Raw genomic sequence first — 26,040 nt, forward strand, 5'->3', positions numbered from 1 at the left:
CACTCGTAGCTCAGCTGGATAGAGTACTCGGCTACGAACCGAGCGGTCACAGGTTCGAATCCTGTCGAGTGCACCATTTAAGAGTTAGTTACAGCAATGTAAGTAACTTGGCTTCAACCAGTTGTGATCTGGTATAAAAACACAAATTGCACTCGTAGCTCAGCTGGATAGAGTACTCGGCTACGAACCGAGCGGTCACAGGTTCGAATCCTGTCGAGTGCACCATACAAACAAAAAGCCCGCCTTTAAAGCGGGCTTTTTGCCGTCCGGGATTTGGCTTTTCCTTTCGTGCATCCCCTCTTGTCGAACTCCACCTGTGCGCTGCGACCTCTCTTGGTGTCGTATCGGTAGGTCGTGGCTGAATTGCGAATACTGATCTTGTCTGGCTTGCCAAGCGCGCTTTCGACGTCTTGCTGGCTCATGCCCGCGATTACCCGCTGATTGATGATCGCCTCTCGGCGCTCCCTGGCGCTGATCAGGTTTCCACACCTGTCCTGCGTTTGGCCGACTACGGTTGGCTCTCTGCTTTTGATGCTCACCGCTGATGTTTCACGGGGTTCGGCTGGCGGCATAAGCGCCACCGTGCTGCCAGGTGTAAAGGCGCGGACGTCCTGAAGTGAAACGCGTTCTCCCGCGGCACAGCTCAGCGTGGTGAAGGTGATGCGTCCATCGGCCGCTTCGCAGCGTTGAACGGTGGTGGCGAGTGCCAGGGGCAGGGGGCCGAGCAGGCTGAGCAGTAAAAGGAATTGTGAAACCGATGGCATCGGGCGTCCTCCATGACGTTCCTTTTCAAGGGTAGCGGCTACAATTTTCGCAGGGGGTGTGTTTTCTTTTCAGAATACGTCGTCGCATTTTCATGGATCAGGGCGATGCTCAAGATTGTTGTGCAAGCGCTTGTTTCAGCCACGATTTTTTAACGTTTAAAACCGTCAGGCGGTGTATCATTGCGCCCGTCAGCCCCGCCGGGGCTTGTGGAATACCTCCATGGACTTACCCAGTAGTTACTCAGTACCCCGTTTCACCAATCATGAATTGACTGATTGATCCTTCCGGCGTGCCCCGCTGCTGGGAGTGGAGTTCGCCTATGTCCGAAGTTGAAGTAAAGAAAACGCAGGAAAGCTTGCAGGATCGCCTGGCTCAGGTGGTTGAGTTGCTGCAGCGCCAGCGTGTGGTAGAAGACCTGACTCACCGCCAGGAAGGCCCGCATCATGACCGGGTCGAGAACCTGGTCCACCGGCAGAACCTTGTCGAGTTGCAACGCAAGCTCGATGACCTGCACTCCGCCGACGTCGCCTACATCCTTGAAGCCTTGCCGCTGGACGATCGTCTGACGCTCTGGCAATTGGTCAAGGCCGATCGCGACGGCGACATCCTTCTTGAAGTATCCGATTCGGTTCGTGAATCGCTGATCGCCGACATGGACGATCACGAGCTCCTGGCAGCGGCCAGGGACATGGATGCCGACGAACTCGCTGACCTGGCCTCCGAGCTGCCGCGAGACGTCGTCCATGAGCTCATGGAGACCCTCGATCAGCAACAACGCGAACGCGTGCGTTCGGCACTGTCCTACGACGAGGAGCAGGTCGGTGCGTTGATGGACTTCGAGATGGTGACCATCCGCGAGGATGTCAGCCTTGAAGTGGTCTTGCGTTATCTGCGCCGTCTCAAGGAGTTGCCGGGCCATACCGACAAACTGTTCGTGGTCGATTACGACGGCGTCCTCAAGGGTGTGTTGCCGATCAAGCGTTTGCTGGTCAACGATCCGGACAAACAGGTTTCCGAGGTGATGGCCAGCGATCCGGTGAGTTTTCATCCGGACGAAGACGCTTACGATGCTGCCCAGGCATTCGAGCGTTATGACTTGATCTCCGCGCCCGTGGTCGACAAGAACGGCAAGCTGATCGGCCGTCTGACCATCGATGAAATGGTCGACCTGATCCGTGAAGAGAGCGAAAGCGAAGTTCTCAACATGGCGGGTCTGCGTGAAGAGGAAGACATTTTTGCGTCGGTCTGGAAATCCCTGCGTAACCGTTGGGCCTGGCTGGCGATCAACCTGATTACCGCGTTCGTGGCTTCCCGGGTCATCGGTTTGTTCGAAGGTTCGATCGAGAAGCTCGTGGCGCTTGCGGCGTTGATGCCGATCGTCGCGGGGATCGGTGGTAACTCGGGTAACCAGACCATCACCATGATTGTTCGGGCCATGGCGCTGGATCAGGTGAGCACCGGTAATACCTCGCGCCTGATGCGCAAGGAATTGGCCGTCGCATTGATCAACGGCGTGATCTGGGGCGGGGTGATTGGTGTGGTTGCCTACCTGCTCTATGGCAGTTGGTCATTGGGTGTGGTGATGACCGCCGCGATGACGCTCAACTTGTTACTGGCGGCGTTGATGGGGGTTCTGATCCCGATGACCCTGGCGAAGATGGGGCGTGACCCGGCAATGGGCGCCAGTGTGATGATCACCGCCATGACCGACAGCGGAGGCTTTTTCATCTTCCTCGGGCTGGCGACAATCTTCCTGCTCTGAAGTCCCCGGTCATAGAAAACCCGCCTTTGGCGTATTGCTGTAGGAGCGAGCTTGCTCGCGATGGTCGTTAACGATGCCGCGTGTTTACTGACTAAACGCGGCGCTCTTGAGTCCATCGCGAGCAAGCTCGCTCCTACACCATCACGCCTTTGGCGGGTTTTTTTGGGCCTGAATTTCAGGCAAAAAAAAGCCAGCGATCAGGCTGGCTTGAGCTTTCTGCTTGAATCAGGACGCGTCGGCGGCCATTTCAGCATCATGCGCGATCAGCGAAACCAGGGCGTTCTGCTGTCGGTGGGAGAGTTGGCGGAAGCGCTGCAGCAGCTCCCGTTCGTGCAAGGAAAGCTCCGGGCTGTCCAGGCGCATGCTCAACTCTTCTCCCAGTGCGCCTTCCTGAATAAGACTCTGCTCAAGGCGCGCAATGATTTCGGAGTTCATGCTGCGGTGATGATTGCGAGCCACCTCGGCAATGCGTTCACGCATTCCGTCTGGCAGACGTACGACGAACTTGTCAGCCGTACGGCTGGAATAAATTGCCTGTTTCAATGGGCGCATATATTTAACCGGTTAGTTCAGGGGAGCGGTTTTCGGGATTGGCCGCAGGATGTCTGGTAGGACAAGCACTCTGACCAAATGTTCAACCTGAATTGATAGAGACGCATATCATGCCTCAAACCAGCCAGATCCTTGGCGTCAATTCTATGACAAATATTGAACGGTATAAAGGCGTTCTGCCAGCACCAATTATCAGAAATGCGCACTGGTTTGAAAAGTTCGACCGGGCCGTATTGCTTGATGCATCCCCCGCCCGACGAAAGGTTTCTGACGAGAGGAATAAGCGGACTCGATCCCCGTTCCTTGCCTTTACAGGATAGTGGCAAATTGCCGATTTACTAGGGGGAAGTCTTATGGCGAGGGCGAATTCGGGATGGATGGCAGGCTATTGCAGCGGATCTGCCAGGCCGGGATTAACGCAGCACCGGATCAAACTTGATCTTGCGTCCGGCGATCAGCGCGAGCACGAACAGGCCGGTGAAGACACCACAGGCGATCAGGGGAAGGGTGACGACCATGTCCTGGGTCAATGACAGATGAAAAATGCCGCTCAACAAGGCGAGGATGAAAAAACTCGCGGCTGATCTGGACATGCTGTGCTCCTGGTGGGGGATTCAAAATACCAAGCGTTCGGAAGATGGCGCCGGTAGCAGGATGCTTTCCTTGCTCGCTTGCGGGCTGACAAATCCGTGCCGATCACTCAATTGCGCCAGTTGCGGCGCCTTCTGCAACTGAAGGTAATGCGGCATACGTTGGGCAACCTGCGTAACGCTGCTCTCGGGAATAAAATGAAATCCCGATAAGACTGCCAGTACGATTGCATTCGAGAGTAAAAGAACGCTGTTCATGGCGCTGGCCTCGGTTGCTCTGTGAGACCAGTAAAAGCAGCGTGCATGCCAGAGTCTATCGACAATTAAAGTCTTTAAAAACAATGAATTAAGTTATTTTTGGTAAAGCACCCTATTGCATTTTGCAAGGGTGGCTTTTTGCGGTGATGCAATTTGCACGGTAAACAAGTCCGCCCCCGGCTGAGGCGTATGCCTACACTTAAAAAGCCCTACGGACGACATGACAAAAGCCGGCCCGGCCGTTAACATGCACGCCGTCCATCGCGCCGCGTTTCGTTGCGCCCGACTTGTGTCTCAGTAGCTCAATTGGATAGAGCATCCCCCTCCTAAGGGGAAGGTTGGCAGTTCGAACCTGCCCTGGGACACCATATTTCGCAGCTCCCCCGCCTGCTTCAACGCTTCATTTTCACGACGTGTAGATAAAGTTCGACAAATTCAGGTACCTGGATTGATCGAATCCATCAACTCTACCTTCGCGACTTTCCATCTCCTCTCCCAAGTAGTCTGAATCTCCCATCCCGCCTGGGAGTATCGGCCGATGTGCAACCTCCGGTGCCTGTTCATAGTTGTGACCAATAGAACCGAAAATGGTCCACGGTCGGCCCCCGATGACTGGACCCGCTCAGGAGAAAGTCATGACTATGCGCAAGAAAACCTCATCGTCAACGAGTGACCTGGCCAATATCGCCGGTGACCATCCTTCACCCGTCAGCCACGACTGGACTTTTACCTACGTGAGCGATCGATCCCGCCTTTACACTCCGCTCGTCACCACCGACCTGAAAGACTACGCCCCCGGCAGCACCGCCATCATCACGGCCAGCGGTTTCGCCGCCGGCAGTACAGTGACGCTCGAAGTGGACCACGCCATCGGTGCTGGCGCGGATGGCGTATGGGGCACGTCCGACGATGTGCTCAATACCAACACCGGCGCGGGGCACGAGCCCTGGTCCGTGACCGACGGCGGCGCCGGCGATCTCGACGGCCAGGTCAACGGCAGCGTCACCACCTCGTGGTACGTGAATCCCGACGACTCGGCAGGCGCGACGTTTCTGCTTACGGCGGCCTCTGCGGGCGCCGATGGAGTAGTCGGCACCGCTGACGACGTCGTGGCGACTGCGTCGTTTACGGACAGCGTTTTGAGCGTCGTGGCGACTGGCGAGGACGTTACGCTGGACGAGACGGCCGGGTTGCAGAACGGAACTGCCACGCCAGGCTCTGCTGGAGACGCTGACGACAACGACATTCTGGTGGCGTCGCTGCCCTCGACCTTCGCCACCCGTTTGACCGCACTGGGGGCAGGTACCGCCACGGGTGCGGCCTTGAGTGGCTATTCCGGTGCCGTGGGCAACACGGGCAGCAATGCGTTCACCATTACCTCCACGCCTGGAGCAAGCATTACCGATGTCAGCTTCGTCGGCAGCACTGGCGCACCACTCAATGGCGTGGACAGCGGGCTGTTGACCCTCGATGGCATCAGCATCCTTCTCTATACCGATACGAACAACAACATCGTCGTGGGTCGAGCCGGAAGCGCAAGCGGTGCGATCGTGTTCGCTGCCTACATTGAAGAAACCGGATCGCCGGTCACGGGCGGCAAGCTCTGGACCGTGGAGTACCAACCGCTCAAGCATCCGGATATGACGAACGCCGATGATTCACTCAATCTGCTGAACAAGGTTTTCATCGGAGCCAGCCAGGACCTGGAGTTCAGTCTGGCCAATGCCCCCTCCGGCCAGAACCTGTTCCTGATGTTTACGACGGCGACCCCGACCGTTGTCAACGACGCTGGTGTCCTGCGGATTACGGACCCCACTATCATCGCTACCGGCAAGGACCCCGCGGACCAGTCAAGCGGCGCCAATATAACCACTGGCGACACGATCAATACCAGCCAGGCGGGCGGCCCGACCACCTTCGGCACCAATAATCAAATGATTGTGGAGCAGGAGGGCATCCGCTTTTCGTTCGTCACAGGTGCCAGGCAGAATGTGACCATTCCCAATCTGGATCAGAACGAAGCAGATGTTGAATCCAACATCGACTTTACCAGCGTCTTCAACGCCAAATCGGCAAGCTTCGACGTCGTGCAGTTGCAAAGCGGCAAGAGCGCAATCGTAAAAATCAGCGCATTCAGCACCGCGTATGAACCCGGCGTGAATTTCATCAACGGATATGCGGGCGATTCGTCGATTGCAATCACCAATGTTCGCGTCATCAATAAAAGCACCGGGCAGGTGATCGAGAACTCAGACGGATCGGTGAATAACCCGAGCATTGTCATCAGCGTCGTTGGCGGGGTTGCAACCATCACCGGCGTTTTGGCCGGCTATCAGATTCAATACACCACAACGGCGGATCACAACCGCGTGCTCGTCGAGAACGGGGCGGCTGTCGACGCCAAGGGCAATAACCACGCCGACTTTGATATCGGTGGCTTCAAGCTGGTCCAGGCCTCTATTTCGAAAACCGAAATCGGCTCCAAGATCATCTTCGACGACGACGGGCCGAGCATCAGCACCACCGGCACGGAGCCGACGCTGACGGTGGACGAGACGGTATTGGCGACCAACGCCACTCAGAGCTTCGCCGCCAACTTCACTTCGGCGTTTGGCGCCGATGGCGCCGGCACCCTGACCTATGCGCTGGGCGTGGTGGCGGGTGCTTCCGGGCTGACCGACACGGCCACCGGCGAGGCGGTGAACCTGTCGCTCAACGGCACCGTAGTCGAAGGCCGCACGGCCAGCACCAGCCTGCTGGTGTTCACGGTTAGCGTGGCCGCCAATGGCAGCGTCACCCTCGACCAGATCCGCGCCGTGGTGCATTCCAATACCACCAATCCCGATGATTCGACGAGCCTGACCGCGGACAACCTGGTGACGCTGACGGCGACCAAGACCGACAGGGACGGCGATAGCGCCATGGCGACGCTGAACATCGGGCAGAACCTGGTGTTCAAGGACGACGGACCGAGTATCAGCACCACCGGCGTGGAGCCAACGCTGACGGTGGACGAAACGGTGCTGGCGACCAACGCCACCCAGAACTTTGCCGCCAACTTCAGCTCGGCGTTTGGCGCCGATGGCGCCGGCACCCTGACCTATGCGTTGGGCGTGGTGGCCGGGGCCTCCGGGCTGACCGACACGGCCACGGGCGAGGCGGTGAACCTGTCACTCAACGGCACCGTGGTCGAAGGCCGCACGGTCACCACCAGCCTGCTGGTGTTCACGGCCAGCGTGGCCGCCAACGGTGATGTCACCCTCGACCAGATTCGCGCCGTGGTGCATTCCAATACCACCAATCCCGATGACTCGACGAGCCTGACCTCGGACAACCTGGTGACGCTGACGGCAACCAAGACCGACAAGGACGGCGACAGCGTCCAGGCGACGCTGAACATCGGGCAGAACCTGGTGTTCAAGGACGACGGACCAAGCATCAATACCACCGGCGTGGAGCCAACGTTGACGGTGGATGAGACGGTACTGGCGACCGACGATACCCAGAGCTTTGCCGCCAACTTCAGCTCGGCGTTTGGCGCCGATGGTGCCGGCACCCTGACCTATGCGCTGGGCATGGTGGCGGGGGCCTCCGGGCTGACCGACACGGCCTCGGGCGAGGCGGTGAACCTGTCGCTCAACGGCACCGTGGTCGAAGGCCGTACAGCCACGGGCAACCTGCTGGTGTTCACGGTCAGTGTGGCCGCCAATGGCAGCGTCACCCTCGATCAGCTCCGCGCCGTGGTGCATTCCAACGCCAGCAATCCGGATGACTCGACGAGCCTGACCTCAGACAACCTGGTGACACTGACGGCGACCAAGACCGACAAGGACGGCGACAGCGCCCAGGCGACGCTGAACATCGGGCAGAACCTGGTGTTCAAGGACGACGGACCAAGTATCAACACCACCGGCGTGGAACCAACGCTGACGGTGGACGAAACGGTGCTGGCGACCAACGATACCCAGAACTTCGCCGCCAACTTCACCTCGGCGTTTGGCGCCGATGGTGCCGGCACCCTGACCTATGCGTTGGGCGTGGTGGCCGGGGCCTCCGGGCTGACCGACACGGCCACGGGCGAGGCGGTGAACCTGTCACTCAACGGCACCGTGGTCGAGGGCCGCACGGCCACCACCAACCTGCTGGTGTTCACGGCTAGCGTGGCTGCCAACGGTGATGTCACCCTCGATCAGCTCCGCGCCGTGGTGCATTCCAACGCCAGCAATCCGGATGACTCGACGAGCCTGACCTCGGACAATCTGGTGACGCTGACGGCAACCAAGACCGACAAGGACGGCGACAGCGCCATGGCGACGCTGAACATCGGGCAGAACCTGGTGTTCAAGGATGACGGACCAAGCATCAGTACCACCGGTGTAGAGCCGACACTGACGGTGGACGAAACGGTGCTGGCGACCAACGATACCCAGAGCTTCGCCGCCAACTTCAGTTCGGCGTTTGGCGCTGATGGCGCCGGCACCCTGACCTATGTGCTGGGCATGGTGGCGGGGGCCTCCGGGCTGACCGACACGGCCTCGGGCGAGGCGGTGAACCTGTCGCTCAACGGCACCGTGGTCGAAGGCCGTACAGCCACGGGTAACCTGCTGGTGTTCACGGTCAGCGTGGCCGCCAACGGCAGCGTCACCCTTGACCAGCTCCGCGCCGTGGTGCATTCCAACACAACCAATCCTGATGATTCGAAGACGTTGACCTCGGACAACCTGGTGACACTGACGGCGACCATTACCGACAAGGAGGGCGACAGTGCCCAGGCGACGCTGAACATTGGGCAGAACCTGGTGTTCAAGGACGACGGACCAAGTATCAACACCACCGGCGTGGAGCCAACGCTGACGGTGGACGAAACGGTGCTGGCGACCAACGATACCCAGAGCTTCGCCGCCAACTTCACCTCGGCGTTTGGCGCCGATGGCGCCGGCACCCTGACCTATGCGCTGGGTGTGGTGGCGGGTGCTTCCGGGCTGATCGACACGGCCTCGGGCCAGGCGGTGAACCTGTCGCTCAATGGCGCCGTGGTCGAAGGCCGCACGGCCACGGGCAACCTGCTGGTGTTCACGGTCGGCGTAGCCGCCAATGGCAGCGTCACCCTCGACCAGATCCGCGCCGTAGTGCATTCCGACGCCAGCAATCCTGATGATTCGAAGACGTTGACCTCGGACAACCTGGTGACGCTGACGGCGATCAAGACCGACAGGGACGGCGACAGCGCCCAGGCGACGCTGAACATCGGGCAGAACCTGGTGTTCAAGGACGATGGGCCAGCACTCACTTTCGGCAACCTGATCGGAACCGGTAGCGTCCTTGCACAATCCGGGTTCTGGAATATGGCGACGGGAGCCGACGGGCTGGGCGCGGCCGGTCTGGATATCTCGCTGGTCAATAACCAGTTCACCCTCGTCAGGCCGGACAACACGACCACGACCGGGACCGGCACGCTCCACGAGCTGTCGCCATCACCGGATGTCAATGGCGCGTACCAGTTCGCGGGAACCTTGACCGGTGATTTCGACAACAACGTTGCAACGGCGAATACCACCGTCGACTACACGTTGACCGCCTATGCCGATGGTCGCTATGCACTGGATCTGGTGCAAGGCTTCAGTTCGACGATTGTGCTCAGCAGTGCCGACGGCTCGCTCGATGCCGGCGGCCCGGATTCGGTGCGCACATTGTTGATTCCGCAGACGAGTAACCCGGCTATTCCTTCGGCCTCCGAGGAGATTGTGTTCTTTTCCGCGAAGGCGCTGGCGACGACCGCGGACATCCTGACCGGCATCGGGCTCGGAGCACCCGACCCCACCGAAGCCGTGCTACAGACCAACCCGCTGCCATCGTACATAGACCCGGCGGCCATGAACGTCAGCACGTCCGGCATCGGTGTCGGCAATAACGTTTTCCAGGGAGATAACCTGGCGGCAATCAGCGCCGCCGATGAAAGTTTCGTGATCAATCCTGAGAGCCTGCTGACGGGAATGAAGGTCTTCATCGACAACTCCGTGGCGGGTTACAACACCGCGACCGAAGACCTGTACTACCGGATCTACTACGCGGATGGCACGTTCTCGAACCGCGTCGAGGTGAACACCCTGACTCCGGAGGCGGGCGGACAGGTGTCCTTCCTCATCCAGAAGGAGGGTGCGACCCTGATCGACGCTGTTCAGCTGACGATGGGCCGGGGTGATGTCAAGATTCCGGTGATCCAGTTCATTCAGCAGAGCGAGAGCCTGGCCAGCGATGTCCAGCTGGCGTTCAGCGCGACGCTGACGGACAAGGATGGGGACTCGGCGACGAGTACATTCGACGCCAACCTGTTCGCCAACGACCCGGCCAACGCATCCTTCGACTTCACGCTGGTTGGCACAGCCGGTGAGCAGGATGCATTCAACATCGATCTGTCAGTCAATCAGAACCTGTACCAGGTCAGCGGCTTCGATGTGGGCTCGGGCTTGCGGGACAAGCTGGTGCTCAACGGCGACCCGAACGCCGTTGTCCAATCGATCAACAACACCGGCGCAGATGGCGTCGTGACGGTTGCCGAGACTGGCGGACAAACAACGACCATCACCTTGGTCGGGACCCATATCCAGAGTACCGACATCTTTTTTGGCAGCGCCTGAGGCATTGCGCGCGTGAACGGATGCGAGGGTGGCCCAGGAAACCACCCTCGCATTCTTTTTTGCAGTTCTGATACGAGATCCCCATGATCGCATCCGCTGTGAACTGGCGAGCAGCACAGGGCTTAAAGAACGCGGCGGGTAGATACAGGATGACGCGGCAGGATAGGCCGAGAGCGACTTGAACATTCCGGGCACTCTGTTCCAGGCCTCCGACAAGGACGGCGACATGCTGACGGCCACCCCCACCTGAAAGTGAGGGACAGACCGTCTTGTATTGGCTTGAAATTCAATCCATCTCCACCCAGGAGGACTTGGGCGGTGCTTGGTTGTTGGTGAGCCCGTGTTTCAGCGCATACATCAGCAAGTCGATGCGGTTGATGAGATTCAGCTTTTGATAGATGTTGCTGAGATGGTTGTGCACGGTGTGCTCGCTGATCCCCAGGCGCCCGGCGATGCTCACATATTTGGCCGACGGTTCGCCCACGATGGCGCAAATCAGTTCTCTCTCGCGCAGCGTCAACCGCGCCTGTTTCGCCTTCTCCAGATTGCATTTCAAGGGTGCATGCCCGGTCGCGGCATAGCCGGAAAGGCCGCCTGCCCAGGCTCTATCCATTGCGATGTCGCTATGGTGGACCTTGAGGATGGCCTGGGTAATCGATTCCGTCGGGTCTTCCGCCAGCACGATGCCGCGAGCGCCAGCCTCTATCGCCTGGGCAGCGGGAACGGCTTCGTACAGGCCCTTGAACAGCAGCACTTTCATTTCAGCGTTGCGGGCGAGTCCCGCGACGACCTCCAGAGGATTCAGTGCATCCGGAAAGAAACTGAAAAAAATGACATTGGGCCGCAACTGATCGGCAAGATCCAGCGCATGGGAATAGGTGGTGGCCTGGCCTGCCACTTCCATTCGGGGCTTTCTGGCATCAATCAAGTCGTGAAGGCCCTTGAGCACGAGGGGGCGGCAATCGATCAGCATCACGCTTATTGGCGCTTTTGGGTCAGTGATCATTTTCCTGACCCCCTTGAAAAACCAACGATGGCCTCCGCCTGCTGGCCTTTGCGGGTCAGCAACTTGCTTGTCTGGTCGCCGCGATTGAAGGACAGATTTGATCGCCAGCAGGCCGCGATGATGCCCGCCCGGGCATTGGCAACCACCGGCCATGAGGCTATCTCCATCAACAGCGCCGGCAGGGAGGGCGAACATTTCCAGAAGGCAGGCAAAGCCCGAGAGAGAAAATAAATACGAATAATGATCAATGGATTGCACATGACGATGGACTCCCTCACCCCTCAACGGAGTCTAGGTCAGCCCAGGGGACTGCCAGCCTGACCATCCGTCAGTCGTCAATGCAAGACCAGTGCAGGCTGGCCTGATCGATGCTCTCGAGGGGGGAAGGAACCCTCGAAAATCAAGGCATTAGGCTCGTCACAGGTGACATGCGACCAAAGTCTGATGCTGATCAAAATCGTCAATTAATCGACGAATGGCGTTAACTTGGAAGTGCTATTTTTGGTTGGTCAATTTATCGGCGTATCTTGCCGGGTCGAGCCATCTGCAAGCCAGAGCTTGGCGAAATCAGTGCAGGCACTGGTCGCTCCCGTCCTGCGGGTTCGAAATAACAATCGATGCCCGCGCCACCACGTATGCGTCCGGCAATTGCGGGCATTCATTTATCAGCACTTTCTTGTGCACGATGTCTCGTTTTCAGTAACGCCTTCACCTGTTCGGAGTGAGGGTTGGGGAAGCTTCTCAAGGGAATACCACTGTTGGCCGATAACACGGACAGTCAGGGGCCAATTTGCCTTTTGCGGTTGGCTTGGGGGGGCCTCATCTCTGTGAGAAGGTGTTTGATAGCCTAGTGCCACCCGTTATCATCTGCGCGCCAAAACAGGGCTGCGAAGCTGAGTCCGTCCGTGTATTTGCCTTTGGGTTGTTCTTCTTAAATTGCCTGGAAATCTTCGATGCTGTCGTATCACCAAAAGCGTTTTCTGATCGTCGATGATTTCTCCGACTTTCGCAGTTCGGTTCGGTCGATGCTGCGCGAACTGGGTGTCAAGGAAGTGGACACTGCCGATACCGGCGAACAGGCGTTGAAAATGTGTTCGCAGAAGCAGTACGACTTCATCCTGCAGGACTTTCACCTGGGTGACGGCAAGAAAAACGGCCAGCAGGTGCTCGAAGACCTGATGGAGGAAAAACTGATCAGCCATGAAGCGGTGTTCGTCATGGTCACCGCCGAAACCAGCCAGGCCATGGTGCTCAGTGCGCTGGAGCACGAGCCCGATGCCTATCTGACCAAGCCCTTCAACCGTTCCAGCCTGGCCCAGCGCCTGGAGCGCCTGGAGCAGCGCAAGACCCTGCTCAAGCCAATCCTGCAGGCCCTTGACCGCGGCAAGCCGATGGAAGTGCTTAACGCCTGCATCGCCTTGTGCAAGCAAGACATCCGCTATTCGCCGCTGTGCCTGCGCTACCGCGCCGATGCTCTGCGCGACCTCAATCAGAACGAAGCGCTGGAGCGGCTGTACGACGGCATCATTGCCGACCGCCCGTTGCCATGGGCGTTTGCCGGGTTGGGCAAGTTGCTGTTCAAGCGCGGCCAGGTCGGGCAGGCCAAGGGCATTTACGAAAAAGCCCTGAAGGTCTTCCCGATGATGCCGTCGCTGTATGACGGCATGGCTGACGTGCTGGTCGCCGAAGGGGACACCAAAGGTGCACAGCGCGTTCTGGAAGAGGCGATCCGCCTGTCGCCGCTGGCGGTGCGCCGGCAAGCGTTGCTGGGCAAGCTGGCGATGACCAACGAGGACTTCGACACGGCGGCCAAGGCCTATCGCCAGGCCGTAAGCCAGGGTGCGCAGTCGCGGTTCAAGGATGCCGAGAGCAACCTCGGCCTGGCCCACGCATTGATCAGCAAGGGCAGCGAAAGGGGGTTGGACACGCGGACCCGACTGGAAATCAACACCACATTGAGCGCCGTGGCCAAGGAAAATCCCTCCGACCCGGGCCTGCAAATCCGCGCGCGCCTGATGAAGGCCACCAGTCTTTTACTCAACGATGCCGAGACGGCAGACAAGCTCACCGAACAAGCCCTGTTGCGCCTGGATGGCATGGAGCAATTCATGAGTGCTGAAGCTGCGTTGCTGGTGGCCAAGCAACTGAAAATGCTCGGGCAGAGCGAGGCCGGCACCGCGATGCTGAAAAACTGTGTGGAAATCTACGGCGACGATCCGGCGGTCATGAAGGACATCGCCAAGCAGACCGACGATCCGAGCATCCTCAATTCCGGTAACGCCGCTGCGGAACTCAACCGTCAGGGCGTGCGCGTGTACAAGACCGGCAATCTGGTGGAGGCCCGGCAGGTCTTTCGCAAGGCCCTGGCGATGCAGCCGAAGAACATCAGCATCGCCCTGAACCTGGCGCAGTCGTTGTTGCACGGCACCGATACCGGCGCTCCTTCAGCGGAGCTGGAAGAGTGCCGGACCTGCCTGAAAATGGTTGGCCTGATGCCCGACACCGACGCGCGCTATCCGCGTTACCAGAAGCTCAATAGCAAGGCGTTTGGTCAATGAACGACAACCGGCAGGCACTGGATTTCTCCACGGTGATCGCCTCTACCGTGCACGACATGAAGAACTCGCTGGCCATGTTGATGCAGGCCCAGAGCCAGTGGCTGGCGCGATTGCCGGAGTCGGCGCAGCAGACGCCGGAGCAGGGTGTGATCGACTTCGAGTTCGCCCACCTCAACGGCATGCTGGTGCAGTTGCTGGGGCTGTACAAGCTCGGCGTCAACCAGATGCCGTTGCAACCGGCCTACCATGAGCTGGACGATTTCATCGAAGCGCAGTTGGCTTGTCATCAGGACGTGTTCGCCAGCCGCGGCATCATGGCCACCTATGAAGTGGACCCGCTGAGCCCGCTGGGGTTCTTCGACCGCGAGTTGATCGCGTCGGTATTGGCCAACTGCATCAACAACGCCATTCGCTTTGCACGGCATGCCATTCTGATCAGTGTCAGCGACGAAGCCGGGCAACTGGTGTTGACCATCAATGATGATGGCGAGGGATATCCGGCGCAGATGATCGAGCGTCAGGCCGATTACGTGCAGGGCATCAATCAAAGCACCGGCAGCACCGGGTTGGGCCTGTACTTTGCCGGGCGAATTGCTGCGTTGCATCAACGCAACGGCGTCGGCGGGCGCACCGAAATCAGCAATGGCGGTCCGTTGGGCGGTGGCGTGTTCCGTCTTTACCTGCCCTGACAGACAGCATATTTATCGACGCTGCTTGAAATTCCGAACACGCGGAGCCTATTTTGTACGGTCGCCGTTCGCGGCCCGCACAAAAACAAGGATAGTGTCATGACCACCGTTGGCCTGAGTTCACTCGCGCAGCGATTGACGGGCATTGATGAAGTTGAATGTGTCACGCCGGATTTGAATGGCGTACCGCGGGGCAAAGTGATGACCTGCGAGGGGTTTCTCGACGGTCGACGTTTGCAGATGGCGCGGGGCGTGCTGCTGCAATGCATCATGGGCGGATATCCGCCGGCGCGTTTTTACGGCAGCGACGACGGCGACCTGGCGCTGATTCCGGACCCTGAACAAATCCACCGTCTGCCCTGGAGCCATCCGCCGCGGGCCTTCGCCATTTGTGACGCGGATGAACTGGGCACCACCACCAGCTGCAATCTGTCGACCCGTGGTCAGCTCAAGTCGGTGATTGCCCGTTATGCAGCCCGCGGCCTGGCGCCAGTGGTGGCGACCGAGCTCGAGTTTTTTGTCTTCGCCCCCAACACGGATCCGACCCAGGCTTTTCAACCGCCACTGGGGCTGGACGGTCGTCGCGAGGATGGTCAGTCGGCGTTCAGCGTCAGCTCCAACAATGGGTTGCGCCCCTTCTTCAAGGAAGTCTACGAGTGCATGGCTGCGTTGGGCTTGCCGCGCGATACCTTCATGCACGAAATGGGCGTCAGCCAGTTCGAGATCAATCTGCTGCATGGTGATCCGCTGCTGCTGGCCGACCAGACGTTCCTGTTCAAGCACCTGCTCAAGGAAGTTGCCCTCAAGCATGGCCTGAGCGTGGTGTGCATGGCCAAGCCGCTGGCGCATACGCCGGGCAGTTCGATGCATATCCACCAGAGCGTCGTCGAAATCAATTCGGGGCGTAACGTGTTCAGCGATGAGGCGGGGCAGGAGACGGCCACCTTCCGCCATTTCATTGCCGGTCAGCAAGCTTGCATGGCCGACTTCACCGCGCTGTTTGCGCCGAACGTGAACTCCTATCAGCGCTTGTGCCACCCTTACGCCTCACCGAATAATGCCTGCTGGTCCCATGACAACCGGGCGGCCGGCCTGCGCATTCCGTCCAGTCTGCCGGTGGCCCGTCGGGTCGAGAACCGCCTGCCGGGCGCCGATGCCAATCCGTATCTGGCGATTGCCGCAAGCCTGGCGGCTGGGTTGCATGGCATCGAGAACGGGTTGGAACCGAGTGCGCCGATCCAGGGTGAATTCCAAGTGCCGGACAATCTTTCGTTGCCGTGTACCTTGCATGCGGCCATTGAACGTCTGAAACGTAGCCAGTTGGCCAAGGAACTGTTCGGTGCGGAATTCATCGAAGGCTACATTGCTTCGAAGACTCTGGAGCTGAGCAGTTTCCAGGATGAAATTACTCCCTGGGAACGGCGTGTTTTAGCAGCCCAGGCCTGACGATCCGTCGACATCCGGCTATCGTTTAGCGATAGCCGATTCTCACTGCAAGGAGCCGCTCGGAACGCCGATGCGCCAAATCTGGAAATCCTTTCGAGCGCTGTATTTCGCCTCGCTGATGATGTTGATCGGCTCGGGCCTGTTGAGTACTTACCTGGGCTTGCGCCTGGCTGCCGATCATGTCGACAGCCTGTGGGTCGGTGCCTTGATGGCCGCCAACTACTTCGGCCTGGTGCTGGGGGGCAAGATCGGTCACCGGTTGATTGCCCGGGTCGGGCATATCCGGGCCTACTCGGCCTGTGCCGGGATTGTCGGCGCGGCGGTGCTGGGCCATGGCCTGATCGATTGGCTGCCGGCCTGGTTGTTCCTGCGGGTGATCGTCGGCCTCGGCATGATGTGCCAGTACATGGTGATCGAGAGCTGGCTGAACGAGCAGGCCGAAGCCAGGCAGCGCGGGTTGGTGTTCAGCGGCTACATGATCGCCTCTTACCTGGGGCTGGTGATGGGGCAACTGATTCTGGTCATGCACCCGGCGCTGGGGCTGGAGCTGCTGATGCTGGTCGCCCTGTGTTTCGCCCTGTGCCTGGTGCCCGTGGCCCTGACCCGTCGGATTCACCCTGCACCGTTGCATCCGGCGCCCATGGAACCACGGTTCTTTATCAAGCGCGTGCCACAGTCATTGAGCACCGTGCTCGGGGCAGGCCTGATCGTCGGTTCGTTCTACGGTCTGGCGCCGCTGTATGCCTCGCAGCAAGGGTTGTCGACGGAGCAGGTCGGCCTGTTCATGGGGTGCTGCATCTTTGCCGGGTTGCTGGTGCAGTGGCCGTTGGGCTGGCTGTCCGACCGCTACGATCGGGCTGTGTTGATCCGCAGTTTCGCTTTCAGCCTGGCTCTGGCGGCATTGCCGTTGGCGATCATGCCGCAGGTGCCGCTGGAGATTCTGTTTGTCGCCGGTTTCGTCTGTTCGCTGGTGCAGTTCTGCCTGTATCCGTTGGCGGTCGCGTTCTCCAATGACCATGTCGAAGGCGATCGCAGGGTGTCCCTGACGGCAATGCTACTGGTGACCTACGGCGTTGGCGCGAGCATCGGGCCACTGGTGGCGGGCGTGCTGATGAAGTTGTTCGGCAGCCAGATGCTTTATGCGTTTTTCAGTTTCTTCGCGTTGGTCCTGGTGTGGCGGATTCGCCCGAAAGCGGTGACCAACCTGCATCAGGTGGAAGATGCGCCGCTGCATCACGTGGCCATGCCGGACAACATGACGAGTTCACCGCTGGTGGCCTGCCTCGACCCGCGTGTTGACGAGCAGGTGGTGCAGGATCAGATGCACAGTCCGGTGAGTACCGGGCCAGAGCCTGAATCAGAACCTGAAACTGTCACCGAAACTGAAACCGATCAGCCGCCGGAAGATCCTGATACAGGGCGGGACCCAAACCTCAGCGAAGTCAGGCCTTAAATTCCGGGCACAAAAAAACGGGCAGCCACCGTAAGGGGCTGCCCGTTTTTTTGGCGCTCTGTCAGAGGTCGTCTTTGTCGAAGCGGCGGGCTTCGCGTTGCAACTGGTAGACGAAGCGTTCGACCTGACGCTGCACCAGTCCGCTCATGTTGTGGAAGCGAACGCCGGCGAAGGTGGTGGAAATCTTTTCTTCGAAGTGCAGATAACGCAATTCGACCGGAGCGGTCATTTTGCCAAAGGGCAGGTCGGCGCTGAAGCGGTCGTAAACCTGACCCAGTTGCAGGCTGCCAGTGATGTCGCCTTCGAAACGCAGTTTGCAGCCGGTCGCGGAAATATCCAGCAGTTTGCCGCAGATGGAGGCCTTGAGCTTTTCGCCGTCGAGGTTGACGTTGACCAGTTGTGCCAGCTTCAGTGCCGCACGGAACGCATTGCGGCGCTGGTGGTACACCACTTGATCGGGCAGGGCGCCGCGATAGCAGCGGCTGCCACCGGTTTCGTCGATGTTCAATTTACCGTTGCTTTCCCAGGCAATGCGCACGCCTTCGTGGAAGCCTTCGACCTTGAACGGTTCGCCCGCCAGCAGGTAGCGCTCGCCATCGCGTGGGATCATTTCGTCCAGGGCAATCATGTTGCTGTCACGGTCCAGATCCACCAGATAGCTCTGGAAGCGCTGGCTGCGCTCGTGGAACGTGATGATCAGCGGGTCATGGCTTTCGAGCAGCTGGCGCAGGTTGCCGGAGATTTCCAAGGGCGTGGAGAGCACCTTGGGTGGCTGCGGAGCATCATCCACGGTTAAGGCATTGGACACGGTTAATCAATCTCCAGACAAAATTTGACTACGGCTGGCCAGCATTTTGCCAGCATTTTTTGCGTCTTGGATAGAGCGGGCTCATCGAGCGGGCTAAGCCTGACTGAGCTGGCGTGGCTTGACAAGCTTGGAGAATGTTCCGCTGGCATCGTACAGCGCCGGGGTTTCACCGCCGGTGAGGATTTTCAGCTGGGTGGCCGTAGCGGCCTGCTGAGTGAGGATCGACTGACCGTTGTTGGCGTTGATGGCCTGGCACTGGGCCAGGAGATCGGTCAGCACGTCACTTTGCGCCAGCAACTGGTCGCCAATGCTCGACTGGCTGGCCAATTGCTCAAGACCGCCACGGTTGGTCGGCAGGTTGAGGCTGGCGAGAACTTCACTGCGCTTGCGGCCATGCTGTTCGAGCAGGACGACCAATGCCTGTTTCTGCGCCAGGATGTCCTCGAGCAATGGCATGTCGCGGCCATGCAATGCGAGGGACTCGGTCTGCAGCAATTCCAGCAAGTGTTGCGCTGGAGCAAAGTCGTCGGTGATCAGTTGCAGTAAATTAGTGTCGTGCATGGCTGGCCTTGGGTTTTAAGCGTCCAAAAGCCTGGCGCCGGCGTTGGCCTAGCGCTGGGCTTCGAAGTTGAGCAGTTTGCTGGCTACACGGTTGCTGTCGACCTTATAGCTGCCATCGGCAATCGCTGCTTTCAACTCGGCCACGCGGGCTTTGTCGACGGCAGGCTGATCGCGCAGCTTGTCAGTGACCTTCTGCAACTGTTGAGCCTCATCGCTGAGGTGTACCGATTCCCCGCTTTTGACGGTACCGGCCTGTTCGGCCGCGGACTCCAGCGCCGCGGATTTGCCGGCTTCGGCGCTTTCCTTGCTGGCGCTGGTACGTGTACTGCCCGTAAGGGACGAGGAGCTGTTCAAACGACTGAAATCGATGACCATGATAAAAAACCTCTGGGAATTTGGACGCTTGCCATGGTTTCGGCCATTCCCTGGAAAACTTTAGGTCCATTTATCAATGAACCTCGCGCGCGTCAGCGCTTGCCCTGCATGGAGCACAGTCTAGGGAACAGCCGCGGCAAGCGCCACATTCCGGTGAACCGAGAACCTTACATGGACACTTCCACCTGCCCCGGCGCCATGACCTGCGCCTTGATGACTCGCTGGGAGTTGAGGTTTTTCACCCGGATCTGTTCGCTCAGGCCGCCGTTTGACAGGGCTTCGCCCGGCATGCGCACGCTGAGCGTACCGCTGCGGGCGGTAATCACCACCTGATCACCCTTGCGGATGACCTCGGCCTGTTCGATGTGCACCAGAGTAATCACCTGGTCGGCGACCGTTGGTCGGGTCAGTCGCTGCCCGATCGCCTGATCAAGGGAGGTCAGGTAGCCCTGGCTGATCAGGCTGATATCGCGCTCGCGCAGGACCACGTCCCCGGGCTCGACAATGGCGGCGCGACGCAGTGGCCGGGCGGTGGTCACGACATCGCGAAACAGGCGGACTTGAGCGGGCACGAAGACGGTCCAGGGGGCGGCGCCCTCGCAGCGGACCTTGACCGTGACCCGTCCCAGCGGCTTGGGGCTCTCAAGGGTTGCTGTCAATTCCTTGTCGCACATGGGCATGTGCATGCGCGGATCGAGCGGGTTGACCTGAATCTCGTAGCGACCTTCCGTTTGACTGGTAGCCAGATAGTCTTCTACGGTGAATTCAAGAAAGCCCTGAGTGACGCCGATAAGCATGTCAGGCAAGGTAACCGCGTCAGCAAGGGCAGGGCTGCCAGCGTTGAACAGGCAAACAGCCGCCAGCACGCCGAGCAATTTGCGGCAGGGTGTGGTCAGGCGTCGAAAAAATGTCGGTTCTGTGTTCATAACGATTAAAAAAGCAAGCGCCGTGCCGTTTAGTGATGAAGGCGCGTCGCAACAACACTTGGCGTTGGTGTAGGAGTCTGGGCATGGCTGGTGTAATGGATTCGGTAAACCAGCGCACGCAACTGGTGGGGCAGAATCGCCTGGAGCTGTTGTTGTTCCGTCTCGACGGCCAGCAGCTGTACGGGATCAACGTGTTCAAGGTTCGGGAGGTGCTGCAATGCCCCCAACTGACGCTGATGCCCAAATCCAGTCCTGTCGTGTGCGGTGTGGCGAACATCCGGGGGGCGACCATACCGATCCTTGATCTGGCGATGGCGACCGGCTCCGGTGCTTTGAAGGACAAGAACAATCCCTTCGTGATCATCACGGAGTACAACACCAAGACCCAGGGTTTCCTGGTCCGCTCGGTGGAACGCATCGTCAACATGAACTGGGAGGAGATCCATCCGCCGCCCAAGGGCACCGGGCGCGATCACTACCTGACGGCAGTGACGCGGGTTGACAATCAGTTGGTCGAAATCATCGACGTCGAGAAGGTGCTGGCAGAAGTGGCGCCGACGCCGGAAGCGATTTCCGTGGGTGTGGTGGATGTCGAAACCCAGCACAAGGCACTTTCGTTGCGTGTGCTGACGGTCGATGACTCGTCGGTGGCGCGCAAGCAGGTCACGCGTTGTTTGCAAACGGTCGGCGTCGAAGTGGTGGCGTTGAACGACGGTCGGCAAGCGCTGGATTACCTGCGCAAACTGGTCGATGAGGGCAAGAAACCGGAAGAAGAGTTCCTGATGATGATTTCCGACATCGAGATGCCGGAGATGGACGGGTACACACTGACGGCGGAAATCCGCAACGACCCGCGCATGCAAAAGCTTCATATCATCCTGCATACTTCGTTGTCGGGGGTTTTCAACCAGGCGATGGTCAAGAAGGTCGGTGCCGATGACTTCCTGGCCAAATTCCGTCCTGATGACCTGGCATCCCGGGTAGTCGACCGGATCAAGGCTGCAGATATCAGCTAGGGGCCTGCACCCCTGGCAGTCAACACGATTTAAGAGGCGGCATCATTGTCTACGGGTAATTTGGATTTCGAACAGTTCCGGGTGTTCCTGGAAAAAGCCTGTGGCATTTTGCTCGGTGAAAACAAGCAGTACCTGGTCTCCAGCCGTCTCAACAAACTGATGGAACAGCAAGGCATCAAGTCTCTGGGGGAGCTGGTTCAGCGCATGCAGACCCAGCCGCGCAGCGGTTTGCGCGAGCAGGTGGTAGACGCCATGACCACCAACGAAACCCTGTGGTTTCGTGACACCTACCCGTTTGAAGTCTTGAAGAACAAGGTACTGCCCGAAGCGATCAAGGCCAGTCCCGGCCAGCGCCTGCGCATCTGGTCGGCGGCGTGCTCCTCAGGCCAGGAACCGTATTCGCTGTCGATGTCCATCGACGAGTTCGAGCGGGTCAATATGGGCCAGTTGCGGATGGGCGTGCAGATTGTTGCCACCGACCTGTCCGGCACCATGCTGACCAACTGCAAGACTGGCGAGTACGACAGCCTGGCCATCGGCCGTGGTCTGTCGCCAGAGCGCCTGCAGCGTTATTTCGACCCGAAAGGGCCGGGGCGCTGGGCGATCAAGGCGCCGATCAAGAGCCGGGTGGAGTTCCGTTCCTTCAACCTGCTGGACAGCTACGCGAGCCTGGGCAAGTTCGATATCGTGTTCTGCCGCAACGTGCTGATCTACTTCTCCGCCGAGGTGAAGAAGGACATCCTGTTGCGCATCCACAGTACGTTGAAGCCGGGGGGGTACCTGTTCCTCGGTGCTTCCGAAGCGCTGAACGGTTTGCCGGATCATTACCAGATGGTCCAGTGCAGCCCGGGGATCATTTACCAGGCGAAGTGATTTTTGCGGGTGTCATCGAAAAAGGGAGTCCTCATGGACTCCCTTTTTTTATGCCTGCCGATATCCCGCTAACAGCGCATACACCTGTAGGAGCGAGCTTGCTCGCGATGGTGTGTCAGCGGACACGGGTGTTGATCAATCTTGCATCGCGAGCAAGCTCGCTCCTACAGGGATGGCGGTGTCCTTTGGATTGGAGGAAGCGGCAGAAAAGCGGCATACGGCGGAAAACCGTTGCCGCTTTTCTGGCATTGCCGCGTTGCCATGACCGGCAAAGCCCCGGTTTCCGGGCTTTTTTGAATTGGCATGGGGCTTGCTAAGTTGATCCTACGAAAAATCAGGTCACCCGAAGGTTTCCCGACATGAGCATCAGCTTCGATAAAGCGCTCGGTATCCACGAACAAGCCCTGGGCTTCCGCGCCCAGCGTGCCGAAGTCCTGGCCAACAACATCGCCAACGCCGATACCCCGAACTACAAGGCTCGGGATCTGGACTTCTCGAAAGTGCTCGCCGAGCAGAACGAGAAAACCAAAAACGGCACGTTCGCCTTGAACATGACCAACAGCCGTCATATCGAAGCTGAAGGTCTGGGCAATGGCGATGAGTCGTTGCTGTATCGCACGCCGATGCAACCGTCGATCGACCAGAACACCGTGGATGCTCAGCTGGAGCAGTCGAACTACGCGGAAAACGCGATCGGCTTCCAGGCCAGCTTCACCCTGCTCAACAGCAAATTCAAAGGGCTGGTATCAGCCCTGCGCGGAGAGTAAGCCATGTCTCTATCCAGTGTTTTCAACATTGCCGGTAGCGGCATGAGTGCGCAGACCACGCGTTTGAACACCGTCGCTTCGAACATCGCCAACGCCGAGACCGTCTCGTCGAGCATCGATCAGACCTACCGCGCGCGCCACCCGGTGTTCGCCACCATGTTCCAGGGCGGCCAGAGCGGCGGCAGCGACTCGCTGTTCCAGAGCCAGGACGCTGCCGGGCAGGGCGTGCAGGTACTGGGTGTGGTCGAAGACCAGAGCAACCTCGAGGCGCGCTACGAGCCGAACCATCCGGCGGCCGATGCCAAGGGCTACGTCTACTACCCGAACGTCAACGTGGTTGAAGAAATGGCCGACATGATTTCCGCGAGCCGTTCGTTTCAGACCAACGCCGAAATGATGAACACCGCCAAAACCATGATGCAGAAGGTCCTGACCCTCGGTCAGTGATAAGGGGCGACTCAGATGAGTGTTACCGATTCCACCAGTGGTTTGAGCCTCAACGACATCCTGGCCAACTCCTCGATCAAGACCAACACCACGACTGACGGCCTCGCGTCGGCAGCCGGCAGCGCCACGGGCAACAAGGCTCTGGGCAAGGATGCGTTCCTGCAGTTGCTGGTGACCCAGCTGAAAAACCAGAACCCGCTGGAGCCCCAGGACAACGGCGCGTTCGTGGCCCAGCTGGCGCAGTTCAGTAGCCTGGAAGGCATTACCACGCTCAACAACACCGTGAGCGGCCTGGCCAGCAACTACAACTCGTCCCAGGCACTGCAGGCGTCGTCGCTGGTGGGCCGTTCGGTCATCGCACCGGGCGACAAGGCCGTGGTCGATACCACCAAGAGCCTCAGCGGCACGGTGGTGGTTCCGTCTTCGGTGGCGTCCGCCACCCTGAAGATCACCGACTCCAGCGGCAAGACCGTGCGCACCATCGACCTCGGTTCGCAGAAGGCCGGCAATGCCAGCTTCATCTGGGACGGCAAGAACGATGCGGGTGAGACGGTACCTGCGGGCACCTACACGTTCGGTGCCACCACCACGATCGATGGCAAGTCCGTCGCGTTGATCACCAACCTGCCCGCGACCGTCAACAGCGTGACCATCAGCCAGACCGGCGGTGAGTTGATGCTCAATCTGGCCGGGCTGGGCAGCGTTGCCCTGTCCAAAGTTCAAACCATTGGTATGTAGAGCCGACTAACACGGCACAAAGGAGTGATGATGTCTTTCAATATCGGCCTTAGCGGTCTCTATGCAGCCAACAAACAACTGGACGTGACCGGCAACAACATCGCCAACGTCGCGACCACCGGTTTCAAATCGTCCCGTGCAGAATTCGAAGACGTGTACTCGGCGACCCGCCTGGGCACTGGCAGCAAGACCGTCGGCAACGGCGTGCGCCTGTCCAACGTTTCCCAGCAGTTCGGCCAGGGTGACGTGAACAACACCGGCAACGTGCTCGACATGGGTATCCAGGGCAATGGCTTTTTTGTCCTGAGCAACAACGGCTCGCTGACCTACACCCGTGCCGGTACGTTCAAGACTGACAAGGACGGCTACGTCACCAACAGCGACGGCACTGCCCGCCTGCAAGGTTATGGTGTGGACTCCAACGGCAAGATCGTCAACGGCGTGCTGACCGACCTGCGGATCGATACCTCCAACCTGGCGCCGAAGTCCACCAACCTGGTTTCGTCGACCATCAACCTGAACTCCACGTCGCCGGTGATCGACCAGACAGTGGCTGCCAACAAGTTCGATCCGTCCAAGACTGCGACGTTCACCAAGTCGTTCAGTACCCCGGTTTTCGATACTCAGGGTAACCAGCACCCTATGGATCAATACATGGTCAAGACCGGGCCGAACACCTGGGATACCTACACCCTGATCGATGGTCGCAATCCTGACGGCAGCGATCCCAAGGTGACCGCGCCAATTCCTTCGACCATGACGTTCGACTCTTCCGGCAAACTGGTCTCGGTCAGCACGCCGGTGCCACCGACCGTGCCGCCAACCGTCCCGACACCCGCGCCGATCATCAGCAGCGACCTGAAAATCAGTAACTGGACGCCGGGTACCGTGACCAATGGCGTATGGACAGCCAACGGTGCTGCCGCCGACCCGGCCGGTGTGACCATTTCCATGGCCAACACCACCCAGTTCAACGCCGATACCGCACGTTCGATTCCTTCGCAGAACGGTTACGCCACTGGCCAGATCACCAACCTGACCATCGACGGCAGCGGCGTGCTGCTGGCCAACTTCAGCAACAACCAGACCAAGCCGATCGGCCAGATTTCCCTGGCCAGCTTCACCAACGAGCAAGGCCTGCAGCCGGTAGGTGGCACCAGCTGGAAAGAAACCTATGCGTCGGGCATCCCGGGCTACGATGCGCCGGAAACCGGCACCCTGGGGTCGATCGTTTCCAACTCTCTGGAAGAGTCCAACGTCAACCTGACCAACGAACTGGTCGACCTGATCAAGGCGCAGAGCAACTATCAGGCGAACGCCAAGACCATCTCCACCCAGAGCACCATCATGCAGACCATCATTCAGATGACTTGATGCTGGGTCGCGCTGTATGAAAAGCCCCTCGATAGAGGGGCTTTTTTGTGGCCTGAGGTTTGGTGTTGGATGTGATGCGCACCTGTAGGAGCGAGCCTGCTCGCGATGGACTAAAGAGCGCCGCGTTTAACCAGTCAGCACGCGTTATCGTTAGCGCCCATCGCGAGCGAGCTCGCTCCTACGGTCGATGGTGTTTATCCAGGAAAAACCTGGCCCCCTGTAGGAGCGAGCCTGCTCGCGATGGACTTAAGAGCGCCACGTTTAACCAGTCAGCACGCGTTATCGTTAGCGCCCATCGCGAGCGAGCTCGCTCCTACAGTCGATGGTGTTTATCCAGGAAAAACCTGGCCCCCTGTAGGAGCGAGCCTGCTCGCGATGGACTTAAGAGCGCCACGTTTAACCAGTCAGCACGCGTTATCGTTAGCGCCCATCGCGAGC

General features: G+C 59.2%; 22 protein-coding genes and 2 tRNA genes. 14 read left to right on the top strand and 10 right to left on the bottom strand.

The window, feature by feature from the left end; translation table 11 throughout:
• The first annotated feature begins 148 nt into the window (after positions 1–148).
• Positions 149–225 (top strand) — tRNA-Arg (locus ACCD00_RS23055).
• A gap of 20 nt (positions 226–245) precedes the next feature.
• On the opposite strand, the gene ACCD00_RS23060 is transcribed toward ACCD00_RS23055, so the two are convergent.
• Complete coding sequence (locus tag ACCD00_RS23060) at positions 246–764, bottom strand: cell envelope protein SmpA (RefSeq protein WP_413427696.1); 519 nt, start codon at positions 762–764, stop codon at positions 246–248.
• A 320-nt stretch (positions 765–1,084) separates the two neighbouring features.
• On the opposite strand from ACCD00_RS23060, the gene mgtE reads away from it, so the two are divergent.
• Entirely contained in the window at positions 1,085–2,527 is a 1,443-nt protein-coding gene (gene mgtE, locus ACCD00_RS23065) for a magnesium transporter (RefSeq protein ID WP_413427697.1), read from the top strand.
• Between the two features lie 225 nt (positions 2,528–2,752).
• Here the strand turns inward: mgtE and ACCD00_RS23070 are convergent, their stop codons facing one another.
• The 3 genes from ACCD00_RS23070 to ACCD00_RS23080 all read right to left on the bottom strand — a co-directional run bounded on the left by ACCD00_RS23070 (position 2,753) and on the right by ACCD00_RS23080 (position 3,927).
• Positions 2,753–3,079: an Arc family DNA-binding protein gene (locus tag ACCD00_RS23070; RefSeq protein ID WP_003178899.1), complete on the bottom strand. Its 327-nt coding sequence runs from the start codon at positions 3,077–3,079 to the stop codon at positions 2,753–2,755.
• Positions 3,080–3,492: 413 nt separating this feature from the next.
• Positions 3,493–3,672 (bottom strand): PA3371 family protein, encoded by a 180-nt coding sequence (locus ACCD00_RS23075; protein ID WP_413427698.1) that lies wholly within the window; start codon positions 3,670–3,672, stop codon positions 3,493–3,495.
• 21 nt (positions 3,673–3,693) lie between these two features.
• A complete protein-coding gene (locus ACCD00_RS23080) occupies positions 3,694–3,927 on the bottom strand; it encodes a hypothetical protein (RefSeq protein WP_413427699.1) in 234 nt (77 codons plus the stop codon).
• Positions 3,928–4,218: 291 nt separating this feature from the next.
• Here ACCD00_RS23080 and ACCD00_RS23085 point away from each other — a divergent pair.
• Both ACCD00_RS23085 and ACCD00_RS23090 read left to right on the top strand, forming a co-directional pair.
• Positions 4,219–4,295: transfer RNA gene (locus ACCD00_RS23085), tRNA-Arg, on the top strand.
• A 267-nt stretch (positions 4,296–4,562) separates the two neighbouring features.
• Positions 4,563–10,565: a DUF5801 repeats-in-toxin domain-containing protein gene (locus ACCD00_RS23090; RefSeq protein WP_413427700.1), complete on the top strand. Its 6,003-nt coding sequence runs from the start codon at positions 4,563–4,565 to the stop codon at positions 10,563–10,565.
• A gap of 286 nt (positions 10,566–10,851) precedes the next feature.
• Here ACCD00_RS23090 and ACCD00_RS23095 read toward each other — a convergent pair whose 3' ends face one another.
• Both ACCD00_RS23095 and ACCD00_RS23100 read right to left on the bottom strand, forming a co-directional pair.
• Positions 10,852–11,571 (bottom strand): response regulator transcription factor, encoded by a 720-nt coding sequence (locus ACCD00_RS23095; RefSeq protein WP_413427701.1) that lies wholly within the window; start codon positions 11,569–11,571, stop codon positions 10,852–10,854.
• Complete coding sequence (locus ACCD00_RS23100; protein WP_413427702.1) at positions 11,568–11,831, bottom strand: hypothetical protein; 264 nt, start codon at positions 11,829–11,831, stop codon at positions 11,568–11,570. Before ACCD00_RS23100 ends, ACCD00_RS23095 begins: the two co-directional genes overlap by 4 nt.
• Positions 11,832–12,524: 693 nt before the next feature.
• On the opposite strand from ACCD00_RS23100, the gene ACCD00_RS23105 reads away from it, so the two are divergent.
• From ACCD00_RS23105 to ACCD00_RS23120, 4 genes are all read left to right on the top strand, one after another.
• Positions 12,525–14,129, top strand: coding sequence for a tetratricopeptide repeat-containing response regulator (locus tag ACCD00_RS23105; RefSeq protein WP_057399081.1), 1,605 nt, complete (start codon positions 12,525–12,527; stop codon positions 14,127–14,129).
• A complete protein-coding gene (locus tag ACCD00_RS23110) occupies positions 14,126–14,818 on the top strand; it encodes a sensor histidine kinase (RefSeq protein ID WP_413427703.1) in 693 nt (230 codons plus the stop codon). The genes ACCD00_RS23105 and ACCD00_RS23110 overlap by 4 nt, the downstream gene beginning before the upstream one ends.
• A gap of 201 nt (positions 14,819–15,019) precedes the next feature.
• The gene (locus tag ACCD00_RS23115; protein WP_413427711.1) at positions 15,020–16,264 is read left to right on the top strand and encodes a glutamine synthetase family protein; all 1,245 of its coding nucleotides are present in this window, start codon (positions 15,020–15,022) and stop codon (positions 16,262–16,264) included.
• Positions 16,265–16,334: 70 nt separating this feature from the next.
• Positions 16,335–17,717, top strand: a complete 1,383-nt coding sequence (locus ACCD00_RS23120; RefSeq protein ID WP_413427704.1) for an MFS transporter — start codon at positions 16,335–16,337, stop codon at positions 17,715–17,717.
• A gap of 61 nt (positions 17,718–17,778) precedes the next feature.
• Here ACCD00_RS23120 and ACCD00_RS23125 read toward each other — a convergent pair whose 3' ends face one another.
• The 4 genes from ACCD00_RS23125 to flgA all read right to left on the bottom strand — a co-directional run bounded on the left by ACCD00_RS23125 (position 17,779) and on the right by flgA (position 20,387).
• Positions 17,779–18,525, bottom strand: coding sequence for a flagellar brake protein (locus ACCD00_RS23125; RefSeq protein WP_413427705.1), 747 nt, complete (start codon positions 18,523–18,525; stop codon positions 17,779–17,781).
• Between the two features lie 93 nt (positions 18,526–18,618).
• Positions 18,619–19,086, bottom strand: a complete 468-nt coding sequence (locus ACCD00_RS23130; protein WP_413427706.1) for a flagella synthesis protein FlgN — start codon at positions 19,084–19,086, stop codon at positions 18,619–18,621.
• A 48-nt stretch (positions 19,087–19,134) separates the two neighbouring features.
• The gene (flgM, locus tag ACCD00_RS23135) at positions 19,135–19,461 is read right to left on the bottom strand and encodes a flagellar biosynthesis anti-sigma factor FlgM (RefSeq protein ID WP_413427707.1); all 327 of its coding nucleotides are present in this window, start codon (positions 19,459–19,461) and stop codon (positions 19,135–19,137) included.
• A 167-nt stretch (positions 19,462–19,628) separates the two neighbouring features.
• Complete coding sequence (gene flgA / locus ACCD00_RS23140) at positions 19,629–20,387, bottom strand: flagellar basal body P-ring formation chaperone FlgA (RefSeq protein ID WP_413427708.1); 759 nt, start codon at positions 20,385–20,387, stop codon at positions 19,629–19,631.
• A gap of 83 nt (positions 20,388–20,470) precedes the next feature.
• Here flgA and ACCD00_RS23145 point away from each other — a divergent pair, with 83 nt between their 5' ends.
• The 6 genes from ACCD00_RS23145 (at position 20,471) to flgE (ending at position 25,602) form a co-directional block, all read left to right on the top strand.
• A complete protein-coding gene (locus ACCD00_RS23145; protein WP_015096472.1) occupies positions 20,471–21,403 on the top strand; it encodes a chemotaxis protein CheV in 933 nt (310 codons plus the stop codon).
• 45 nt (positions 21,404–21,448) lie between these two features.
• Positions 21,449–22,276: a protein-glutamate O-methyltransferase CheR gene (gene cheR / locus ACCD00_RS23150; RefSeq protein ID WP_057399089.1), complete on the top strand. Its 828-nt coding sequence runs from the start codon at positions 21,449–21,451 to the stop codon at positions 22,274–22,276.
• Between the two features lie 359 nt (positions 22,277–22,635).
• Positions 22,636–23,043: a flagellar basal body rod protein FlgB gene (flgB, locus tag ACCD00_RS23155; protein ID WP_007988729.1), complete on the top strand. Its 408-nt coding sequence runs from the start codon at positions 22,636–22,638 to the stop codon at positions 23,041–23,043.
• A gap of 3 nt (positions 23,044–23,046) precedes the next feature.
• Positions 23,047–23,490 carry a flagellar basal body rod protein FlgC gene (flgC, locus tag ACCD00_RS23160; RefSeq protein ID WP_007980123.1) on the top strand — a complete coding sequence of 148 codons (444 nt, stop codon included), beginning with the start codon at positions 23,047–23,049 and terminating at the stop codon, positions 23,488–23,490.
• A 15-nt stretch (positions 23,491–23,505) separates the two neighbouring features.
• The gene (gene flgD, locus ACCD00_RS23165) at positions 23,506–24,228 is read left to right on the top strand and encodes a flagellar hook assembly protein FlgD (protein ID WP_413427709.1); all 723 of its coding nucleotides are present in this window, start codon (positions 23,506–23,508) and stop codon (positions 24,226–24,228) included.
• Positions 24,229–24,258: 30 nt separating this feature from the next.
• Positions 24,259–25,602, top strand: coding sequence for a flagellar hook protein FlgE (gene flgE / locus ACCD00_RS23170; protein WP_413427710.1), 1,344 nt, complete (start codon positions 24,259–24,261; stop codon positions 25,600–25,602).
• Positions 25,603–26,040: the final 438 nt, after the last annotated feature.

It is taken from the genome of Pseudomonas sp. Pseusp3, from assembly GCF_047304225.1.
GTDB lineage: Bacteria > Pseudomonadota > Gammaproteobacteria > Pseudomonadales > Pseudomonadaceae > Aquipseudomonas > Aquipseudomonas fluorescens_CD.